This window comes from Streptomyces sp. NPDC049915, from assembly GCF_040656475.1.
Classification (GTDB): Bacteria; Actinomycetota; Actinomycetes; order Streptomycetales; family Streptomycetaceae; genus Streptomyces.
This window is the reverse complement of sequence record NZ_JBFAMH010000042.1, coordinates 1-20,033: the sequence shown is the minus strand read 5'-3', so window position 1 is coordinate 20,033 and position 20,033 is coordinate 1. Positions and strand designations below refer to the sequence as shown.

At 72.5% G+C, this 20,033-nt stretch carries 23 protein-coding genes; 5 read left to right on the top strand and 18 right to left on the bottom strand.

Going from position 1 to position 20,033, the window contains the following annotated elements:
* Positions 1–83 precede the first annotated feature (83 nt).
* The 8 genes from trpA to hisI all read right to left on the bottom strand — a co-directional run bounded on the left by trpA (position 84) and on the right by hisI (position 7,034).
* The gene (gene trpA, locus AB0J12_RS37110) at positions 84–902 is read right to left on the bottom strand and encodes a tryptophan synthase subunit alpha (RefSeq protein WP_363269159.1); all 819 of its coding nucleotides are present in this window, start codon (positions 900–902) and stop codon (positions 84–86) included.
* Positions 899–2,182 (bottom strand): tryptophan synthase subunit beta, encoded by a 1,284-nt coding sequence (gene trpB / locus AB0J12_RS37105; RefSeq protein ID WP_363269158.1) that lies wholly within the window; start codon positions 2,180–2,182, stop codon positions 899–901. Before trpB ends, trpA begins: the two co-directional genes overlap by 4 nt.
* A gap of 329 nt (positions 2,183–2,511) precedes the next feature.
* Complete coding sequence (gene trpC, locus AB0J12_RS37100) at positions 2,512–3,321, bottom strand: indole-3-glycerol phosphate synthase TrpC (RefSeq protein ID WP_363269157.1); 810 nt, start codon at positions 3,319–3,321, stop codon at positions 2,512–2,514.
* A gap of 139 nt (positions 3,322–3,460) precedes the next feature.
* Positions 3,461–3,874 carry a DUF2752 domain-containing protein gene (locus AB0J12_RS37095; RefSeq protein ID WP_363269156.1) on the bottom strand — a complete coding sequence of 138 codons (414 nt, stop codon included), beginning with the start codon at positions 3,872–3,874 and terminating at the stop codon, positions 3,461–3,463.
* Between the two features lie 97 nt (positions 3,875–3,971).
* Positions 3,972–4,235, bottom strand: a complete 264-nt coding sequence (locus AB0J12_RS37090; protein WP_363269155.1) for an HGxxPAAW family protein — start codon at positions 4,233–4,235, stop codon at positions 3,972–3,974.
* A gap of 116 nt (positions 4,236–4,351) precedes the next feature.
* Positions 4,352–4,999, bottom strand: a complete 648-nt coding sequence (locus AB0J12_RS37085) for a TIGR02234 family membrane protein (protein ID WP_363269154.1) — start codon at positions 4,997–4,999, stop codon at positions 4,352–4,354.
* A 68-nt stretch (positions 5,000–5,067) separates the two neighbouring features.
* Positions 5,068–6,567, bottom strand: a complete 1,500-nt coding sequence (locus AB0J12_RS37080; protein WP_363269153.1) for an anthranilate synthase component I — start codon at positions 6,565–6,567, stop codon at positions 5,068–5,070.
* An 11-nt stretch (positions 6,568–6,578) separates the two neighbouring features.
* Entirely contained in the window at positions 6,579–7,034 is a 456-nt protein-coding gene (hisI, locus tag AB0J12_RS37075; RefSeq protein ID WP_363269152.1) for a phosphoribosyl-AMP cyclohydrolase, read from the bottom strand.
* 61 nt (positions 7,035–7,095) lie between these two features.
* Between hisI and AB0J12_RS37070 the strand changes: the two genes are divergently transcribed.
* The gene (locus AB0J12_RS37070) at positions 7,096–7,731 is read left to right on the top strand and encodes a TIGR03085 family metal-binding protein (protein ID WP_363269151.1); all 636 of its coding nucleotides are present in this window, start codon (positions 7,096–7,098) and stop codon (positions 7,729–7,731) included.
* 24 nt (positions 7,732–7,755) lie between these two features.
* On the opposite strand, the gene AB0J12_RS37065 is transcribed toward AB0J12_RS37070, so the two are convergent.
* The 10 genes from AB0J12_RS37065 to hisD form a co-directional block, all read right to left on the bottom strand.
* Entirely contained in the window at positions 7,756–8,997 is a 1,242-nt protein-coding gene (locus tag AB0J12_RS37065; protein WP_363269150.1) for an MFS transporter, read from the bottom strand.
* 41 nt (positions 8,998–9,038) lie between these two features.
* The gene (locus tag AB0J12_RS37060) at positions 9,039–9,629 is read right to left on the bottom strand and encodes a helix-turn-helix domain-containing protein (RefSeq protein WP_363269149.1); all 591 of its coding nucleotides are present in this window, start codon (positions 9,627–9,629) and stop codon (positions 9,039–9,041) included.
* 122 nt (positions 9,630–9,751) lie between these two features.
* On the bottom strand, positions 9,752–10,507 hold the full coding sequence (gene hisF / locus AB0J12_RS37055; protein ID WP_363269148.1) for an imidazole glycerol phosphate synthase subunit HisF: 756 nt from the start codon (positions 10,505–10,507) through the stop codon (positions 9,752–9,754).
* Positions 10,504–10,914 carry a RidA family protein gene (locus tag AB0J12_RS37050; RefSeq protein WP_363269147.1) on the bottom strand — a complete coding sequence of 137 codons (411 nt, stop codon included), beginning with the start codon at positions 10,912–10,914 and terminating at the stop codon, positions 10,504–10,506. The genes hisF and AB0J12_RS37050 overlap by 4 nt, the downstream gene beginning before the upstream one ends.
* Positions 10,911–11,636 (bottom strand): bifunctional 1-(5-phosphoribosyl)-5-((5-phosphoribosylamino)methylideneamino)imidazole-4-carboxamide isomerase/phosphoribosylanthranilate isomerase PriA, encoded by a 726-nt coding sequence (gene priA, locus AB0J12_RS37045; protein WP_363269146.1) that lies wholly within the window; start codon positions 11,634–11,636, stop codon positions 10,911–10,913. The genes AB0J12_RS37050 and priA overlap by 4 nt, the downstream gene beginning before the upstream one ends.
* Positions 11,633–12,274 (bottom strand): imidazole glycerol phosphate synthase subunit HisH, encoded by a 642-nt coding sequence (gene hisH / locus AB0J12_RS37040; protein WP_363269145.1) that lies wholly within the window; start codon positions 12,272–12,274, stop codon positions 11,633–11,635. The genes priA and hisH overlap by 4 nt, the downstream gene beginning before the upstream one ends.
* Positions 12,274–12,438 (bottom strand): hypothetical protein, encoded by a 165-nt coding sequence (locus AB0J12_RS37035; RefSeq protein WP_363269144.1) that lies wholly within the window; start codon positions 12,436–12,438, stop codon positions 12,274–12,276. The genes hisH and AB0J12_RS37035 overlap by 1 nt, the downstream gene beginning before the upstream one ends.
* A 5-nt stretch (positions 12,439–12,443) precedes the next feature.
* Positions 12,444–13,037, bottom strand: a complete 594-nt coding sequence (hisB, locus tag AB0J12_RS37030; protein WP_363269143.1) for an imidazoleglycerol-phosphate dehydratase HisB — start codon at positions 13,035–13,037, stop codon at positions 12,444–12,446.
* Positions 13,034–14,143: a histidinol-phosphate transaminase gene (locus AB0J12_RS37025; RefSeq protein WP_363269142.1), complete on the bottom strand. Its 1,110-nt coding sequence runs from the start codon at positions 14,141–14,143 to the stop codon at positions 13,034–13,036. The genes hisB and AB0J12_RS37025 overlap by 4 nt, the downstream gene beginning before the upstream one ends.
* Positions 14,140–15,465, bottom strand: coding sequence for a histidinol dehydrogenase (hisD, locus tag AB0J12_RS37020; RefSeq protein ID WP_363269141.1), 1,326 nt, complete (start codon positions 15,463–15,465; stop codon positions 14,140–14,142). Before hisD ends, AB0J12_RS37025 begins: the two co-directional genes overlap by 4 nt.
* Positions 15,466–15,689: 224 nt before the next feature.
* Here hisD and AB0J12_RS37015 point away from each other — a divergent pair, with 224 nt between their 5' ends.
* The 4 genes from AB0J12_RS37015 to ybaK all read left to right on the top strand — a co-directional run bounded on the left by AB0J12_RS37015 (position 15,690) and on the right by ybaK (position 19,882).
* A complete protein-coding gene (locus AB0J12_RS37015) occupies positions 15,690–17,267 on the top strand; it encodes an oxidoreductase (protein WP_363269176.1) in 1,578 nt (525 codons plus the stop codon).
* Between the two features lie 146 nt (positions 17,268–17,413).
* Complete coding sequence (locus tag AB0J12_RS37010) at positions 17,414–18,418, top strand: hypothetical protein (protein ID WP_363269139.1); 1,005 nt, start codon at positions 17,414–17,416, stop codon at positions 18,416–18,418.
* Between the two features lie 161 nt (positions 18,419–18,579).
* The gene (locus AB0J12_RS37005) at positions 18,580–19,320 is read left to right on the top strand and encodes an LON peptidase substrate-binding domain-containing protein (protein ID WP_363269138.1); all 741 of its coding nucleotides are present in this window, start codon (positions 18,580–18,582) and stop codon (positions 19,318–19,320) included.
* Between the two features lie 58 nt (positions 19,321–19,378).
* Positions 19,379–19,882 carry a Cys-tRNA(Pro) deacylase gene (ybaK, locus tag AB0J12_RS37000; RefSeq protein WP_363269137.1) on the top strand — a complete coding sequence of 168 codons (504 nt, stop codon included), beginning with the start codon at positions 19,379–19,381 and terminating at the stop codon, positions 19,880–19,882.
* Positions 19,883–20,033 lie beyond the last annotated feature (151 nt).

The following is a 20,033-nucleotide window of genomic DNA, read 5'->3' as shown; positions in this document are numbered from 1 at the left end:
CCGGTCCCAGGTCCACCCGTTCGAGTGATCGATACGAAATGTCCCTGTCTGCGTCCCAGTCTGTTACGCCTGCACGCGGACGCCTACGCCTGTCCGCGCACGCCCTGCGCCAGCTCGCCCGCGAGGGAGCGCACCGCTTCCAGGCCGGCCGCCTCGTCCGGCGCGTCCAGCATCCGCTTGACGAAGGCCGAGCCGACGATCACACCGTCGGCGAACCCGGCGACCTCGGCGGCCTGGGCGCGGTTGGAGACGCCGAGGCCGACGCAGACGGGCAGGTCGGCCCCGGTGGCGCGGGTGCGTCCGACCAGGTCCTGGGCCTGCGCGCCGACCGACTCACGGGTGCCGGTGACGCCCATGAGGGAGGCGGCGTAGACGAAGCCGCTGCCGGCCGCGGTGATCTCCCGCAGCCGTGCGTCCTTGCTGCTGGGCGCCACGACGAACACGGTCGCGAGTCCGTGCTTGTCGGCGTGCTCGCGCCACAGCGCCGACTCCTGGACCGGCAGGTCGGGCAGGATGCAGCCGGCACCGCCCGCCTCGGCCAGCTCGGCGGTGAACCGCTCGACGCCGTAGCGGTCGATGGGGTTCCAGTAGGTCATGACGAGGACGGGCTTGCCGGTGGCCGCGTGGGCCTCGCGGACGGTCCGCATCACGTCGGCGATCTTCACGCCGCCGCGCAGGGCGATGTCGTCGGCGGTCTGGATGACCGGGCCGTCGAGCACGGGGTCGCTGTGCGGCAGGCCCACCTCGACGATGTCGGCACCGCCGTCGAAGACGGCCTTGATCGCCTCGATGCCGCCGTCCACGGTCGGGAAGCCGGCCGGCAGGTAGGCGATGAGCGCGGAGCGGCCCTCGGCCTTGGCGGCGGCCAGGGTGTCGATCAGCAGCTGAACGTTCCCGCTCACTTGGCGTCCCCCTCGATCTCCGCCGTGTCGGCCTCGTTCGCCGCCACCTCGGCGTCGGTGTCGTACAGCCCGAAGTAGCGGGCGGCGGTGTCCATGTCCTTGTCGCCGCGGCCGGACAGGTTGACCACGATCAGTGCGTCCTTGCCCAGCTCACGGCCGACCTCCAGGGCGCCCGCGAGAGCGTGGGCGCTCTCGATGGCCGGGATGATGCCCTCGGTCCGTGACAGCAGGCGCAGCGCCTGCATCGCGGCGTCGTCCGTGATCGCGCGGTACTCGCCGCGGCCGGAGTCCTTGAGGTAGGAGTGCTCGGGACCGATGCCCGGGTAGTCCAGACCGGCCGAGATGGAGTACGGCTCGGTGATCTGGCCCTCCTCGTCCTGCAGGACGTAGGAGCGCGAACCGTGCAGGATGCCCGGCTCGCCGGCGGTCAGCGTGGCCGCGTGCTCGCCGGTCTCGACGCCGTGGCCGGCGGGCTCGCAGCCGATGAGGCGGACGCCCGCGTCGGGGATGAAGGCGTGGAAGAGGCCGATGGCGTTGGAGCCGCCGCCGACGCACGCGATCGCCGCGTCGGGCAGCCGGCCGGCCCGCTCCAGGAGCTGGCGGCGGGCCTCCACGCCGATGACGCGGTGGAAGTCGCGGACCATCGCCGGGAAGGGGTGCGGACCGGCGACCGTACCGAAGAGGTAGTGGGTGTGGTCGACGTTGGCGACCCAGTCGCGGAACGCCTCGTTGATGGCGTCCTTCAGCGTGCGGCTGCCGGACTTCACGGCCACGACCTCGGCGCCGAGCATGCGCATGCGGGCGACGTTGAGGGCCTGTCGGCGGGTGTCGATCTCACCCATGTAGATCGTGCACTCGAGGCCGAACAGCGCGCAGGCGGTGGCCGTGGCGACGCCGTGCTGGCCGGCGCCGGTCTCGGCGATCACGCGGGTCTTGCCCATGCGCTTGGTGAGCAGGGCCTGGCCGAGCACGTTGTTGATCTTGTGCGAGCCGGTGTGGTTCAGGTCCTCGCGCTTGAGGAACACGCGGGCGCCGCCGGCGTGTTCGGCGAAGCGGGACACCTCCGTCAGGGCTGACGGACGGCCGGTGTAGTTCACCAGCAGGTCGTCGAGTTCCCTGGCGAACTCGGGGTCGTTCTTGGCCTTGTCGTACTCGACGGCCACCTCGTCCACGGCGGCGACGAGGGCCTCCGGGATGAACTTGCCGCCGAATTCTCCGAAGTAGCCTGCGGAGTCGGGGACTTGACCCTGGGGGTCGGGGATGAAGAAATCGCTGGGCATGCCAGAACCTCACGGTGAGTGCGTGGAGAGAACACTGATCGCCGTGGGGGCGGAGCCTGTCGTCGACCTCAGGCCGTTTGTGGCTGGTCGCGCTCGCGCGGCGGTAGCCGCATATCAAGCACAGCCCCGCGCCCCTGAAGGGCGCGCTGCCATCGACGTCCGTTCACCTGTCCCGGTTCGTCTCCGATGACGTAGCGGACCCTGCGGCCGTGTACCCGGCGGGCGGGCGCGCGGCAGCCACGCGGGCGGCAGCCGCGCGCGAGGCGCGCGTACCGGTCCGTCGTGGTCGCGGGGGTCGTCGCAGTCATCGGGGAAACTCTACCGGGACCTCAGCCCCGGCCGTGCCGGAGTGCCGGGTGCTCGCCCGCTGCGACCAGGTCGGCGACCGCGGCCTTGGGGTCCTTGCCGGTGACCAGGGACTCGCCCACGAGGACGGCGTCGGCGCCGGCGTTGGCGTAGGCGATCAGGTCGTGCGGACCGCGGACGCCGGACTCGGCGATCTTGACGAGGTGGTCGGGGATCTCCGGGGCGACGCGCTCGAACGTGCCGCGGTCGACCTCCAGCGTTCTGAGGTTGCGCGCGTTGACGCCGATGATCTTTGCGCCGGCGTCCACGGCCCGCTCGACCTCGTCCTCGTCGTGCACCTCGACCAGCGGGGTGAGGCCGATGGAGACGGCGCGCTCGATCAGCGACTCCAGGGCCGGCTGCTCCAGGGCGGCGACGATCAGCAGGGCGAGGTCGGCGCCGTAGGCACGGGCCTCCCACAGCTGGTACGACGTGACGATGAAGTCCTTGCGCAGGACCGGGATGTCCACGCGGGCGCGGACGGCCTCCAGGTCGGCCAGCGAGCCGCCGAAGCGGCGCTCCTCGGTGAGGACGGAGATGACGGCCGCGCCGCCCGCCTCGTAGTCCGCGGCGAGCCCGGCCGGGTCGGCGATCGCGGCCAGCGCACCCTTGGAGGGGCTGGAGCGCTTGACCTCGCAGATCACCTTGACGCCGTCGCCCTTGAGCGCGGCCACCCCGTCCTTGGCCGCGGGGGCCTTCGCCGCGCGCTCCTTGAGCTCGTCGAGGCTGACGCGCGCCTGCCGCTCCGCGAGGTCGGCACGGACTCCGTCGATGATCTCGTCGAGCACACTCACGCGAGCGGCCCCCTTCCAGACGGTTGACAGTTCCAGCGACCAGGGGGGAACCATTGGTCACTGCGATGGTATCCGCCCGAAGGCCATGACTTCGCATCCGGTGGATGCCGGTCCCACTACCTGGACATTCACCGATCCGTCACGGATGGAGCCAGCCGCCGAACGGCAGGTTCCGGACAACCGTGAAGACCAGCAGCAGCCCGCCCAGCGTCCACAGGTGGACGGGCCGCGGGTCGGGCCGGAAGGGCCGTACGCGCACGGCGTGAACCACCCAGACGGTCCACAGCACCGCGAAGCCCAGATAGCCCACGACGGCCGCCGCGTTGTCGTGCAGCGCGCCCATCAGGTCGCCGTGCGCGACGGCGTGCGCGCTGCGCAGCCCGCCGCAGCCTGGGCAGTAGACGCCGGTCAGGCGCAGCAGGGGGCACACGGGGTAGTGGCCGGGCTCGTTGGGGTCGACGGCGCCGACGTAGGCGAAGGCGCCCACGACGGCGGCGAGGACGGCGGCGGGCACCGCCAGCCGCTGAAGGAGTCCGTGTCTCACGTGTCGCATTGTGCTCCCCGCGGGCCGAGGACGCCTGAGGGGCGCCCCGGCACGCGTGTGTGCCCGGGCGCCCCTCACGGCGTCTTCGTGCGGTCGGTCCGAGGGCTCAGCCCTTGGCGACGGCCGCCTCGCGGTTGGCCGTGGGCCGGTCGGCCATCACCAGCGGCTCCGACGCGGACTTCGGGGCGCCCATGCCCATGGCGCGCATGACGCCGCCGGCGACACCGCCGAGGCACACGACGCCCATGCTGACCCAGAAGCCGACGGGCTGGGCCAGCACCACGAAGGCGCCGGCGGCGCAGAAACCGATGAAGGCGATGATGACACCGGTCCAGGCGGCCGGGGTGTGTCCGTGGCTGCTGCCCGCCATTGCTAGCTCCTCGTTGCCGTGTACGTGTCGTACGTGTCCGTGACGGACGTTGTGTTCAGCTCCATTGTCCCGTACGCACGCGCGTGCCGTGCGCCGGGGTGGGCCGTCGGAGCGGGTCAGGCCGGGCCGGTGCCCGTCGGGTCCTCGCCGCGGTCGAGGGCCTTCCACAGGTCCTCGGGGCGGTCGGGGTCGACGGCCTTGGTGGCGCGGCGCGGGCGGGGGGCGCCGTTGCGCTCGTAGCGCCCGGACATCGCGGGCCACAGCCGGCCGTAGCGCAGGGCGAGCAGGCCGGCCAGCAGGATCAGCGCGCCGCCGACGGCGGCGACGTAGGGCCAGGCCGTGTGGGTGAGGGCGGCGACGGTGGCGGAGGTGTCGCCGGAGGCCGCGGCGGCCTTGTCGTCGAGGGCGGCGCTGTCGCTCGCGCCGACCACGGCGGCGACGACGATCCCGGCGCCGGACAGGGCGAGGACGGCGGACACCAGCAGCCGGCCGGACCGGCGTACCGCGAAGACGGCGACGAGCGCGGCCAGGCCCACTATGGCGAGCGCCGCGGGTACGCCGGTGACGTCGCTGCCCTTGGCGGTGAGCGGGAAGGCGCCGCCGGCGACCGTCGCGGTGCCCTCGGCCCAGCGCTGCCGGGTGGACAGCAGTGCGACGGCCGCGCCGAGCGCTCCGCACAGCAGGGCGAGGGCGAGGCTGCGGCGGCCCGACCGGGCGGGGGCGGCTTCGGTACGGGGGTGAGGTACGGCAGTCACGTACTCCACTATCGCCCGAACCCCGGGTGAACCGTCACCCGGGGTGCCGTGAGAAGCGCCCCACCGTGGGGAGTGCCCTACGCGCCGAGCCGGTTGGCGGTGTGCACGGCGCGCAGGACGGCGGCCGCCTTGTTGCGGCACTCGGTGTCCTCGGCGACCGGGTCGGAGTCGGCGACGACGCCGGCGCCCGCCTGGACGTAGGCGGTGCCGTCGCGCAGCAGGGCGGTGCGGATCGCGATGGCGGTGTCGGAGTCGCCGGCGAAGTCCAGGTAGCCGACGCAGCCGCCGTACAGCCCGCGCCGGGACGGCTCCAGCTCGTCGATGATCTGCATGGCGCGCGGCTTCGGGGCGCCGGAGAGGGTGCCGGCCGGGAAGCAGGCGGTGAGCACGTCGTAGGCGGTGCGGCCGGGGGCGACGCGGCCGGTGACCGTGGAGACGATGTGCATCACGTGCGAGTAGCGCTCGATGGACATGAAGTCGACGACCTCCACCGAGCCCGGCTCGCAGACCCGGCCCAGGTCGTTGCGGCCGAGGTCGACGAGCATGAGGTGCTCGGCGCGCTCCTTGGGGTCGGCGAGCAGATCGTCGGCGAGGGCCTGGTCCTCCTGCGGGGTGGCGCCGCGGTGCCGGGTGCCGGCGATGGGGTGGACCATGGCCCGCCCGTCCTCGACCTTGACCAGCGCCTCGGGCGAGGAGCCGACGACGTCGAACCCGTCGAAGCGGAACAGGTACATGTACGGCGAGGGGTTGGTGGCCCGCAGCACCCGGTAGACGTCCAGCGCGCTCGCCGTGCACGGCGTTTCGAAGCGCTGCGAGGGGACGACCTGGAAGGCCTCGCCGGCCCGGATGCGCTCCTTGACGTCCTCCACGGCGGCCTGGAAGTCCGTGCCGCCCCAGCGGGCGGTGAACTCGGGCAGCTCGGAGGGCGGCAGCGCCGCGGGCGGCTGGGCGACGGCGCTGGAGAGGTCCGCCTGCATGGCGTCGAGGCGGGCGATCGCGTCGGCATAGGCCTCGTCGACGCCGCTGTCCTGGTCGTTGTGGTTGATCGCGTTGGCGATCAGCAGGACCGAGCCCTCCCAGTGGTCCATGACGGCCAGGTCGCTGGTGAGGAGCATGGTCAGCTCGGGCAGCTTCAGGTCGTCGTGCTCGCCGGGGCCGATCTTCTCCAGGCGGCGGACGATGTCGTAGCCGAGGTAGCCGACCATGCCGCCGGTGAAGGGCGGCAGGTGCAGGTCGTGGGCGAGGTCGCGCGGGGTGTGCAGTGTCTCGAGGGTGGCGCGCAGCGCGGCCAGCGGGTCGCCGTCGACGGGCACGCCGACGGGCGGGGTGCCCAGCCAGTGCGCCTGCCCGTCGCGGGCGGTGAGGGTGGCGGCGCTGCGCACGCCCACGAAGGAGTACCGAGACCATTGAAACGCTGTGCGGCCGTTCTCCGCGGACTCCAGCAGGAAGGTGCCGGGGCGTTCGGCGGCGAGCTTGCGGTAGAGGGCGACCGGGGTGTCGCCGTCGGCGAGGAGTTTGCGCGTGACCGGGATGACCCGGCGGTCGGTGGCGAGCTTGCGGAACGTCTCGAGGTCCATGGCGGCCGACCCTACTGATCCGAGCCCGGTACGCCGGAACCGGCGTCCTTGAGCAGCACGTCGACGTCGAAGCAGGTGCGCGCGCCGGTGTGGCAGGCGGCGCCGACCTGGTCGACCTTCACGAGCACGGTGTCGGCGTCGCAGTCCAGGGCGACGGACTTCACCCACTGGAAGTGCCCGGAGGTGTCGCCCTTGACCCAGTACTCCTGGCGGCTGCGCGACCAGTAGGTGCAGCGGCCGGTGGTGAGCGTGCGGTGCAGGGCCTCGTCGTCCATCCAGCCGAGCATGAGCACCTCCCCGGTGTCGTACTGCTGGGCGATCGCGGGCAGGAGGCCGTCGGGGCTGCGCTTGAGACGCGCGGCGATCTCCGGGGCGAGGCTGCTGGGCGGAGAGCTGTGGCGCGAAGCGCCTCCACCAGGGGCGGTGGTCGGGTGACGGGCGGGCGTGCTGCTGGTCATGGGTGCCATTGTGCCGCGCGCGGGTGATCGCACCGGTGCCGTGTCCACTGGGTGGTCGTAGGCTGACGGTATGTCGACCTTCGCCAAGCGTGAACGACTCCTGCTCGCCGACCTCCTGGAGACGGCCGGTCCGGACGCCCCGACCCTGTGCGAGGGCTGGCAGACCCGCGATCTCGCCGCGCACGTGGTGGTGCGTGAGCGCCGCCCGGACGCCGCCGGGGGCATTCTGATCAAGCCGCTGGCGTCCCGCCTGGAGAAGGTGATGGAGGAGTTCGCGGGCAAGCCGTACGAGGAGCTGATCCGGCTCATCCGCACCGGCCCGCCGCGCTTCTCACCGTTTCAGCTCAAGCAGCTCGACGAGGCGTCGAACACGATCGAGTTCTACGTCCACGCCGAGGACGTCCGCCGCGCCCAGCCGGACTGGTCGACGCGCGAGCTGGACCCGGTGTTCCAGGACGCCCTGTGGTCCCGGCTGGAGCGCACGGCCCGGCTGATGGGCCGCGGCGCCCCGACGGGCCTGGTGCTGCGCCGCCCCGACGGCCAGACGGCGGTCGCCCACCGGGGCACACCGGTGGTCACGGTGACGGGCGAGCCGTCGGAGCTGGTGCTGTTCCTGTACGGCCGGCAGAGCGCGGCGAAGGTGGCGCTGGACGGCGAGGAGGACGCCATCGCCAAGCTGCACGAGGCGAAGGAGCTGGGGATCTAGCGCCCGCGTTCGCCCGGTCCCGGGTCACGGCAGTTCGGCGCGGCGCAGCGGGCGGGCGCCCAGGACGACCACGCCGGCGAGGGCGCTGACGCCCGCGCACACCGCGAACACCGGTCCGGTGCCCCACAGCGTCACGGCCCCGCCGACCAGGGGGAAGGTGAGGGGTGCGACGCCGAAGCCCACCAGGGTGGAGACGGACATGACCCGGCCGAGGTAGGCGGCACCGGCCCGGACCTGGACGAGTGCTCCGCACAGGGCGCCGGACAGGCCGGCGGTCACGCCGATGAGTGCGGCCACGCCGGCCGCGGCGGCGACGGACGGGACCTGGGCGAGGGCGGCGATGGCGAGGGCCGCCACCAGGTTGGTCACCGCGGCCACCACGGCGGCGCGAGGGATGCGGCCGCGCCAGGTGATCAGCAGGGCGGCCCCTGCCGCGCCGGTGCCGAAGCCGGCGAGCACCCAGCCCATGCCGGCGGAGCCCCAGCCGCGCTGCTGGGCGAGGACGGTCAGGCCGAGGTTCATGGGGCCGACGAAGCCGAGGTCGCTGAGAGCGGCGGCGATCACCAGCGGACGCAGCACCGCGTCCCGCCGGATGTGCCGCAGTCCGTCCCGCAGTTCGGCGAGCACGGGCTGCCGGTCCTGGCGTTCGTCCGGCGGCAGCGCACCGACCCGCACGCCCAGCAGCAGTGGCAGGGACACCCCGACGAGCAGCGCGGCCAGGCCGAAGGCGCCGGCGGTGCCGCCGACGGCGACGCCGAGGCCGCCGAGCGGTCCGCCGAGGACGTTGGCGAGCCGGGTGGCCATGCCGCGCATGCCCTGGACGCGGGTGAGCTGGTCGCGTGAGGTGATCCGCGCGGGCAGCGCACCAGCCGCGGGCAGGAAGACGGCGTCGACGATGCCGAAGAGCACGGCGACCGCGCCGAGCACCCACAGGCCCGGGCTGGTGACGAGCAGCAGGACGGCGGCGCCGAGGACGAGGGCGCTGCGGGCGGCGGTGGAGCCGAGGACGACCCGGCGCGGCCCGTAGCGGTCGGCCACCACTCCCCCGCCGAGCATCAGCAGGGCGCGCGGCACGGCGCTGGCCGCGGTGACGAGGCCGGCCTGTGCGGGGGTGCCGCTCTGGACGGCCGTCCAGGACAGGGCGATGTAGTAGACGTTGTCGCCGACCGCGGACGAGGCGTAGGCGCCGAGCCAGCGCAGGACGTTGGGGTCGCGGTGGGCGGGTCTGTCGACCGGGCGGGCGGGTGACGCGAGGGTGGTGGTCACGCGGACCGTCCTCTCGGAAGAGGATCCCGGGTCGCGGGATCTCAGGTGCGGAAGGGGAAGCCGTACGTGTGCATGGCGACGTTCTCGCGGCCTTCCGTGTCGCCCGCTTCGGCTGCGGCACGGCCGAGCTCCTCGTACGTGCGCACGAGGTCGTGGATCTCCTTGGACAGCCGTGCCAGTTCGTCCGGGGTGAGCTTGAGCAGCCACTCGGAGGAGTCGGAGGCGGTGTTCCACTCGGCGCCCCAGTGGGGGCGTTCGTCGAGGAAGCGGCGGTACATGTCGGCCCGCTGCTCGAAGAAGAGGCGGCTGGCGGCGGTGTGCGCGGCGGCCTTCTCCGGGGCGTCGCGGAAGTCCTCGTCGCGGATCGAGACGCCGTCGGTGGAGGGCTGCCACCAGCGTTCGCGGGCGTCCGTGCTCTGTGTCCCGGCCTCCTCGATGAGGCCGTGCTCGGCGAGTTTGCGCAGGTGGTAGCTGACCAGGGACACCGCTTCGTCGACCTGTTCGGCGAGCTGGGAGGCGGTGGCGGTGCGGGCGATGGTCAGCGCCCGGTACAGCTTCATCCGCAGCGGGTGGGCGAGCGCCTTGAGCGTGCCCACGTCCCGGATCCGGCGGTCTCTCTCCCTGTCTGGCATGCCTCCACGCTAGATGCACAAGAAAAGTTGCACAATATATTTTGCGCAACTTTCCTTTCGCATCTGCGCGTGAAAAAGCCCCGGCACGGTCACGCAACCGGCCGGGGCCCTGGTCGAACGGGTCAGCGCACGGGGTGGCCCGCCTCCCGCAGCGTCTGCTTCACCTCGCCGATGCGCAGGTCGCCGAAGTGGAACACCGACGCGGCCAGCACCGCGTCCGCGCCCGCCTCCACGGCCGGCGCGAAGTCGGCGAGCTTGCCGGCGCCACCGGAGGCGATCACCGGGATCGTGACGTGCTTGCGCACGGCCGCGATCATCTCCAGGTCGTAGCCGTCCTTGGTGCCGTCGGCGTCCATCGAGTTGAGCAGGATCTCGCCGGCGCCCAGCTCGGCCGCCCGGTGGGCCCACTCGACGGCGTCGATGCCGGTGCCGCGGCGGCCGCCGTGGGTGGTCACCTCGAAGGAGCCGGACTCGGTACGGCGGGCGTCCACCGACAGCACCAGCACCTGCCGGCCGAAGCGCTCGGCGATCTCCCGGATCAGCTCCGGGCGGGCGATCGCGGCCGTGTTGACGCCGACCTTGTCGGCGCCCGCGCGCAGCAGCTTGTCGACGTCCTCGGCCGTGCGCACACCGCCGCCGACGGTCAGCGGGATGAAGACCTGCTCGGCGGTGCGGCGCACCACGTCGTACGTCGTCTCCCGGTTGCCCGAGGACGCGGTGATGTCCAGGAAGGTCAGCTCGTCGGCGCCCTCGGCGTCGTACACCTTGGCCATCTCGACGGGGTCGCCCGCGTCGCGCAGGTTCTGGAAGTTGACGCCCTTGACGACCCGGCCGTTGTCCACGTCCAGGCAGGGAATGACTCGGACCGCCAGGGTCATGCGGACACTCCCTGCACTCCGCCGGAGCGGTACGCCTCCACCTCGACCTCGACGACCAGAGAGGGGTCGACGAAACCGGAGACGATGATCATCGACGTGGCGGGCCGGACGGAGTCGAACAGCTCCTTGTGCGCACGGCCGACGTCGTCCACGTCCCGGGCGTGGGTGATGTACATGCGCGTGCGCACGACGTCGTCCCGGCCGAGCCCCACCTCCTTCAGCGCCGCCAGGGCGACCTGGAAGGCGTTGACCGTCTGCTCGTACGGGCCGCCCCCGGCGATCTGCCCGTCCACGATGGACGTGCAGCCCGAGACCAGCACCAGGCCGTTCGGCAGCTCCACCGCGCGGGAGTAGCCGAACTGCTCCTCCCAGGGCGCGCCGGTCGACACGCGTCGGACATCGCTCACTTGGCTACCGCCTCCAGAGCCTCTTCGAGGGTGAACGCCTTTGCGTACAGCGCCTTCCCGACGATGGCGCCCTCCACACCGAGCGGTACCAGGTCGGCGATGGCGCGCAGGTCGTCCAGCGAGGACACGCCGCCGGAGGCCACGACCGGGCGGTCGGTGGCCGCGCAGACGTTCTTCAGCAGCTCCAGGTTGGGGCCCTGCAGCGTGCCGTCCTTGGCGATGTCGGTGACGACGTAGCGGGCGCAGCCCTCCTTGTTCAGGCGGTCCAGCGTCTCGTAGAGGTCGCCGCCGTCGCGGGTCCAGCCGCGGCCGCGCAGGGTGGTGCCGCGCACGTCGAGGCCGACGGCGATCTTGTCGCCGTGCTCGGCGATGACCTTGGCGACCCACTCGGGGGTCTCCAGGGCGGCCGTGCCGAGGTTGACGCGGGTGCAGCCGGTGGCCAGCGCGGCGGCCAGGGTCTCGTCGTCGCGGATACCGCCGGACAGCTCCACCTTGATGTCCATCGCCTTCGCGACCTCGGCGATCAGCTCGCGGTTGTCCCCGGTGCCGAAGGCGGCGTCCAGGTCGACCAGGTGCAGCCACTCGGCGCCGGAGCGCTGCCAGGCGAGGGCGGCCTCCAGCGGGGAGCCGTAGGAGGTCTCGGTGCCGGACTCACCGTGCACCAGGCGGACGGCCTGGCCGTCGCGGACGTCGACGGCGGGGAGGAGTTCGAGCTTGCTCACAGTGTTCCGATCCAGTTGGTGAGGAGCTGGGCTCCGGCGTCGCCGGACTTCTCGGGGTGGAACTGCGTGGCCCACAGGACGCCGTTCTCGACGGCGGCCACGAAGGGCTTGCCGTGCGTGGCCCAGGTGACCTTGGGAGCCGCGATGACCGGGTTGGTGACCTCGAGGCTCCAGTCGTGGACCGCGTAGGAGTGCACGAAGTAGAAGCGGGCGTCGGCGTCCAGGCCGGCGAACAGCTCCGAGCCGGCCGGGGCGTCCACGGTGTTCCAGCCCATGTGGGGCACGATGTCGGCCTGGAGCGGCTCGACCGTGCCGGGCCACTCGTCCAGCCCCTCGGCCTGAACGCCGTGCTCGATGCCCCGCGCGAAGAGGATCTGCATGCCGACGCAGATGCCCATCACCGGGCGGCCGCCGGCCAGCCGGCGCTCGACGATCCAGTGGCCGCGCGCCTCCTTGAGCCCCGCCATGCAGGCGGCGAAGGCACCGACGCCGGGCACGAGCAGGCCGTCGGCGTTCATGGCCCGGTCGTAGTCGCGGGTGATCTCGACATCGGCACCCGCGCGTGCCAGGGCGCGCTCGGCGGAGCGCACGTTCCCGAAGCCGTAGTCGAAGACGACGACCTTCTTCGGGCTGCTCATCAGCTCCACACCTCCAGCCGCATCACCCCGGCGACCAGGCACATGGCCGCGCCGATGGACAGCAGCACGATCAGGCTCCGCGGCATCTGCTGCTTGACGAAGGAGATGATGCCGCCGATCAGGAACAGACCGACGACGATCAGGACGGTGGACAGACCGTTCATCGCTTTTACAGCGCACCCTTCGTGGACGGGAGGATGCCCGCCGCGCGCGGGTCGCGCTCGGAGGCGTAGCGCAGGGCCCGGGCCAGCGCCTTGAACTGGCACTCCACGATGTGGTGCGCGTTGCGGCCGTAGGGCACGTGCACGTGCAGGGCGACCTGGGCCTGCGCCACGAAGGACTCCAGGATGTGCCGGGTCATCGTGGTGTCGTACTCGCCGATCATCGGCGCCATGTTCTCCGGCTCGGTGTGCACCAGGTAGGGGCGGCCGGAGAGGTCGACGGTGACCTGGGCGAGGGACTCGTCCAGCGGGACCGTGCAGTTGCCGAAGCGGTAGATGCCCACCTTGTCGCCGAGGGCCTGCTTGAAGGCGGCGCCCAGCGCGAGGGCGGTGTCCTCGATGGTGTGGTGGGAGTCGATGTGCAGGTCGCCGTCGGTCTTCACGGTCAGGTCGAACAGACCGTGCCGGCCGAGCTGGTCGAGCATGTGGTCGTAGAAGCCGACGCCGGTGGCGATGTCGGTCTTCCCGGTGCCGTCGAGGTCGATCTCGACCAGCACCGAGGTCTCCTTGGTGGTGCGCTCTATGCGTCCAACGCGGCTCATGCCTCAAGCTCCTTCTTCACTTCACGGACCGCGTCGAGGAACGCGTCGTTCTCCTGCGGGGTGCCGGCGGTGACCCGCAGCCATCCCGGCACGCCGTTGTCGCGGACCAGGACACCCCGGTCGAGGATCCTCTGCCAGACCTCGTGGGCGTCGTCGAACCGGCCGAACTGCACGAAGTTGGCGTCCGACGCCGTCACCTCGTAGCCGATGGCCAGCAGTTCGCTCACCAGCCGGTCCCGCTCGGCCTTCAGCTGCTCGACGTAACCGAGCAGGGTGTCGGTGTGCTCCAGCGCGGCCAGCGCGGTCGCCTGGGTGATCGCCGAGAGGTGGTACGGCAGCCGCACCAGCTGGACGGCGTCCACGACGGCCGGGTGCGCGGCGAGATAGCCGAGGCGCAGTCCGGCCGCGCCGAACGCCTTCGACATGGTGCGGGAGACGACGAGGTGCGGGCGGCCTTCGAGCAGCGGCAGCAGCGAGTCGCCGTGACTGAACTCGATGTACGCCTCGTCCGCGATCACGATCGAGGGTTTGGCGGCCTGCGCGGCCTCGTACAGGGCGATCACGGTCTCCGGCGGGACCGCCGTGCCCGTGGGGTTGTTGGGGGTGGTGATGAAGACGACGTCGGGCCGGTTCTCGGCGATCGCCTTCTCGGCGGCGGCGAGGTCGATGGTGAAGTCGTCGTTGCGCGGGCCGGAGATCCAGCCCGTGCCGGTACCGCGCGCGATGAGCGCGTGCATCGAGTACGACGGCTCGAAGCCGATGGCGGTGCGGCCGGGCCCGCCGAAGGTCTGCAGCAGCTGCTGGATGACCTCGTTGGAGCCGTTGGCCGCCCAGACGTTCGCCAGGGCGACCTCGTAGCCGGACGTGCCGGTCAGGTACTCGGCCAGCTTGGTGCGCAGCTCGACGGCGTCGCGGTCCGGGTAGCGGTTGAGGCTGCGGGCCGCCTCGCGCACCCGCTCGGCGATCCGCTCGACCAGCGGCTCGGGCAGCGGGTAGGGGTTCTCGTTGGTGTTCAGCCGTACGGGGACGTCCAGCTGGGGCGCGCCGTAGGGGGACTTGCCGCGCAGCTCGTCCCGTACGGGGAGATCGTCGATCCGGACGTTCACTTGCTCTCCGGCACCTTCCAGTCGAACCTCGCCTTGATCGCCGCGCCGTGCGCGGGCAGGTCCTCCGCCTCCGCCAGCGTCACCACGTGGTGCGCGACCTCGGCCAGCGCGTCCTTCGTGTAGTCGACGATGTGGATGCCGCGCAGGAAGGACTGCACGGACAGGCCGGAGGAGTGGCAGGCGCAGCCGCCGGTGGGCAGGACGTGGTTGGAGCCGGCCGCGTAGTCGCCGAGCGAGACGGGTGCCCAGGGGCCGATGAAGATAGCGCCGGCGTTCTGCACGCGGTCGGCGACCGCGGCGGCGTCGGCGGTCTGGATCTCCAGGTGCTCGGCGCCGTAGGCGTCGACCACGCGCAGACCCTCCTCGACGCCGTTGACCAGCACGATCGCGGACTGGCGGCCCTTGAGGGCGGGCACGATCCGGTCGTCGATGTGCTTGGTGGCCGCGACCTGCGGCTCGAGCTCGAGCTCGACCGCGTCGGCCAGCTCCACGGAGTCGGTGACCAGGACGGCGGCGGCCAGCGGGTCGTGCTCGGCCTGGCTGATCAGGTCGGCGGCGACGTGCACCGGGTCGGCCGTGGCGTCCGCCAGGATCGCGATCTCGGTCGGACCGGCCTCGGCGTCGATGCCGATCTTGCCGGTGAAGTAGCGCTTGGCGGCGGCGACCCAGATGTTGCCGGGGCCGGTGACCATGTTGGCGGGCGGGCAGGACTCGGTGCCGTGGGCGAACATCGCGACGGCCGTGGCGCCGCCCGCGGCGTACACCTCGTCGACGCCGAGCAGGGCGCAGGCGGCGAGGATCGTCGGGTGCGGCAGCCCTCCGAACTCGGCCTGGGCGGGCGAGGCGAGGGCGATCGAGGGGACACCGGCCTCCTGCGCCGGCACGACGTTCATCACGACGGACGAGGGGTAGACGGACCGGCCGCCGGGCGCGTACAGACCGACGCGCTCGACCGGCACCCACTTCTCGGTCACGGTGCCGCCGGGCACGACCTGGGTGGTGTGCGTGGAGCGGCGCTGCGCACGGTGGACGAGACGGGCGCGGCGGATGGACTCCTCCAGGGCCGCGCGCACGGCCGGGTCCAGCTCGTCGAGCGCCTTGGCGAGCGCCTCGGCCGGCACCCGTACCTGTTCCAGCCGGACGCCGTCGAATTTCTCCGCGAAGTCGATCAGTGCCGCGTCGCCACGATGATGCACGGCCTCGCAGATCGGACGCACCTTCTCCAGTGCGGCAGAAACGTCGAAGTCGGCTCGGGGCAGCAGGTCACGCAGGGCGGGGCCCTCAGGAAGGGCGTCGCCGCGCAGATCGATTCGGGAGATCACGGTCTCAATTCTCTCAGACCCGCGCCGAGTGCCGTGCGGCCGTATCAATGGCTGATACACGACGTGGTACGACGCGGGGGTGCGGGCGCGGGACCGCGCGGCCGGGGGGCGCGCGGTCTGTCCGGAACACGACCGTCACTTTCGGTGTTCGGCGTGTCACCCACCGGGCATGAACGGCTGTACGAAGACCGAACCCGCGAGTAGCCGGGGAGGAAGTGAGCGTGGTGACCGAGGAGGTGGGCCTCCACGACACCGGCGATCTGCCGGACGAGCTGACCGCCACGGAAGCCGGCATGTGGCTGGCCTTCCGCAACGGCAGTGTGTACGACCTGAGCAGCGGCGACCTGACCGTCGACGACCCGCACGGCGGGCACCCCTGGGGAGCGGAGCGCACGGTGCGGGCGCGGATCGTGGCCTGGCTGCTGCTGGACGGCCCGCCCGCCCTCGCGGGCCGCGTCTCCGCGCTGAAACTGGTCGGGGTGCAGCTCAGCGGCGCGCTCGACCTCGCGGGCGGCACGGTCGCGCCGTACGTGGAGCTGCGCGGCTGCCGCTTCGAGAGCGACGTGCTGCTGCCGGAGGCCCGCTTCACGACGCTGCGGCTGGTGAACTGCTCGGTGCCGCGGCTGGAGGCCGCGCGGCTGCACACCGAGGGCGATCTGCATCTGCCGCACTGCCGCTTCCACCGCGGCGTCCGGCTCACCGACGCGCACATAGGCACCGATCTGATGCTCAATGAGGCGATCGTGCACCGCGACCGCACCGGCCGGTCCATCGCCGGGGACGGTCTGAGCGTCGGCCAGGACCTGCAGGCCGAGCTGCTCCAGTCGGACGGCGAGCTGAGCCTGCGCGGCGCGAAGATCGGCGTGTCGCTGAGCCTGCGCGGGGCGCGGCTGGCCAACCCGTACGCCCGGCACGCGCTGAACGCCCCGCAGCTGACCGTCGAGCGCACGCTGTACCTGACCCCGGCCGGAATCGGCCAGACGCTGATGGGTGTCACACCGGCGCAGGGCACGCGGATCCAGGCGTTCGAGTGCCGGGGCGGGGTGCGGCTGGACGACGGGCGGTTCGGGGACGCGGTGGACTTCGAGCGGGCCCGGTTCGCGCTCGGCGAGGAGCAGGAGCTGTCGCTGCGCCGGGTGCAGACACCGGAGCTGCGCTTCCTCGGGGAGCAGCCGCGGCTGGGGCGGGTGGTGCTGTCCGGGGCTCGGATCGTCACGCTCATCGACCGGGCGAGCGCCTGGCCGGGACCGGGGCGGCTGCAGATGGCCGGCTTCACCTACGAGTGCCTGGTGCCGCACGGACCCTTCCCGCTGGCCGAGCGGCTCGGATGGGTGGCCGCGGCGACCGCCGAGTACAACCCGGAGCCGTACGAGCGCCTCGCCGCGGTGCTGCGGGGCGCCGGCGAGGACGAGGACGCGCGCGAAGTGCTGCTCGCCAAGCAGCGCCACCGCCGCGAGACGCTGCCGCTCGCCGCGAAGCTGTGGGGATACGCCCAGGACTGGACGGTGGCCTACGGCTACCGGCCGGGCCGGGCTGCGCTGTGGCTGGCGGTGCTGTGGGCGGCGGGTTCGCTGGCCTTCGCGCAGGCGGGGCCGCCGCCGGTGCAGCGCGACGAGCACCCGGCGTGGGATCCGGCGCTGTTCGCCCTGGACCTGCTGCTGCCGGTGATCGACCTGGGTCAGGTCGGCCAGTGGCAGCTGACCGGCGGATGGCAGTGGCTGGCCGCGGCGCTGGTCCTGCTGGGCTGGGTCCTGGCCACGGCGGTGGCGGCGGGGGCGACACGGCTGTTACGGCGCGGATAGCGTGACCTGCGGTTACCCGAGGTACGCAGCACAGGGGTTCGATAAGTTGAGGAAGAGTCACGTTTTGCTCTTCCTTGACCGCGGGGCGTACAACTTTCGGGAGGTTCCGTGTAGCCACTGGCGCCGTCACGACCAGCGGCTTTTCAATGGTCGACACCATGGCTCTGCTGCTGCCGTTCATCCGCTCGGGCCGGATGACCCCCACCGCCGCGCACCCCGCCGGGCCCGACGCGGACGCCCCCCACGTCCCCGACGACGAGGTGCTCCTCGACGCGCCCGACTCCCGGCTGGCCCCCGTGCTGGTCGCGGTCGCGCGCGGCGACCACGCGCCCGCCGCCGGGCTGCTCGGCGCGACCCGCGCCGCCGCCGAGTGGGAACGCCGGGACCGCTACGTCCTGCGGCTCGCCGCCTTCGCGCACTCCCGCCCCGACTGGCTGGACGCCTGGCGCACGGCCGACCCGCACGACCCGCACGGGCTGGTGGTCGAGGCCCAGCTCGCGGTGGACCGCGCCTGGCGCTCCCCGGCCCGCACCGAGGCGCTGCGCGAGGTGAGCCCGCTGATCACCCGGGCCGCGCGCAGCGACGACGGCGACCCGGTGCCGTGGCGCATCGCGCTGGACCACGCGCGCGGGGCGCGAGCCGGGCACCGGTACTTCGAGGAGCTGTGGGAGGCGGCGGTGCGGCGCGCGCCGCACCACTACGGCTGCCATGTGGCCGCGCTGCGGTATCTGGCCGCCTCCGGGCAGGACGCCCACCGCGCCTGCTTCGACTTCGCCGACCGGGCCGCACAGGACGCGCCGGCCGACTCGTTCGTGCAGGCGCTGCCGTTGCGGGCGGCCTTCGCCTGTCTGGTCGGCCCACGCGGTCCGCGCGAGTCGCGCGTGGAGCGCGAACGGCTGGACGCGGCGGCCGACCGGGCGATCGCGCTGTCGGCGCGGCTCGGGCCCGCCGATCCCTGGCCCGCACCCATCCGGAACCTGCTGATCCACGTCCTGGCCCGGCTGGACCGGCCGGGCGACGCGCTGGAGCAGCTGCGGCTGAACGGCCCGTACGCCACGTCGTTTCCCTGGGAGCGGCAGTCGGACGACCCGCTGGGGCGGTTTCTGCAGGTACGCGAGGAGCTGCGGGTGGCGGTCTCCGGGGGGCGGTGACGTGTGGTGTCCCGGGTGCCGTGGCCACCGGTGACCACCGCTGGGCGGGTGTCGTGACCGCTGCGGGCGGGTGTCGTGATCACCGTTGGGCGGATGTCGTGGCGTCCGCAGGGCGGGCGGGGCGGACACGGGTGCCGGGTCGGCCATTAGGCTTTGGCGCCGTGACCACCGTCCGGCTCCCGCTCTTTCCCCTGAACTCGGTGTTGTACCCCGGGCTCGTCCTCCCGTTGAACGTTTTCGAGGAGCGATATCGCGCCATGATGCGCGAGCTGCTCAAGACGCCCGACGACGAACCGCGCCGGTTCGCCGTCGTGGCCATCCGCGACGGCCGCGAGGTCGCGCCCAGTCTGCCCGGCATGCCGGACCAGACGGCGCTGCCCGAGCATGGGCCCGCGGCCGGTTTCGGCACCGATCCGGCGAAGGCCTTCCACTCCGTGGGCTGTATCGCGGACGCGGCGACCGTCCGCGAGCGCGCCGACGGCACCTTCGAGGTGCTGGCGACCGGGACGACGAGGGTGCGGCTGCTGTCGGTCGACGCCTCGGGGCCCTTCCTCACCGCGGAACTCGAGGAGCTCCCCGAAGAGCCCGGCGACGAGGCCGGTGCGCTCGCGGAGGGGGTGCTGCGGGCGTTCCGGCAGTACCAGAAGCGGCTGGCGGGGGCGCGGGAGCGGTCGCTGTCGACCGGTGCGGATCTGCCGGACGAGCCGTCGGTCGTGTCCTACCTGGTGGCGGCCGCCATGATGCTCGACACGCCGGCGAAGCAGCGGCTGCTGCAGGCGCCGGACACGGCGTCCCGGTTGCGGGACGAGCTGAAACTCCTGCGCGCCGAGACGGCGATCATCCGTACGCTGCCGTCGCTGCCCGCGGCGGACCTGACGCGGGGGCCGACGAGTCTGAACTGAACTCGTCAACTCGGGCAGCTCGTTAACTCGTGAACTGATCTTTGGGGAACGGCCGGGTATGGCGAAGAAGGCGAAGAAGCAGCAGCAGTCCGGGGGGACGCCGGCGACGGTGGCGCTCGCGGCGGCGGGCGTGGACTTCACGGTCCATGCCTACGACCACGATCCGAGCCATCCCTCGTACGGCGAGGAGGCCGCCGAGGCGATGGGCGTCTCCCCGGAACGGGTGTTCAAGACGCTGGTCGCGGACGTGGACGGGGCGCTGACGGTGGCGGTCGTGCCGGTGGCAGGGCAGCTGGATCTCAAGGCGCTGGCCTCGGCGGTGGGCGGCAAGCGGGCGGCTATGGCCGATCCGTCGCTGGCGGAGCGCACGACGGGGTATGTGCGCGGGGGGATCTCGCCGCTGGGGCAGCGCAAGCGGCTGCGGACGGTGCTGGACGCGTCGGCTTCCTCGTTCGACACGATTTGTGTTTCCGCGGGGCGTCGGGGGCTGGAGGTCGAACTGTCCCCGGGGGATCTGGCGAAGCTGACGGAGGCGGTTCTCGCGCCGATCGGGCGGGGGTAGTTTTTCGGGCGCGGGTTGGGTTGTGGCTGGTCGCGCAGTTCCCCGCGCCCCTTTTGTGCCTGCGGCGGCCCGTTGCGGTGCGTCGTGGCGTGCGTAGCGCCTGCGGTTCGTTGTGGGTCGGGGCCGGGGTGGGGGGTGTCCGTCCTCGGTC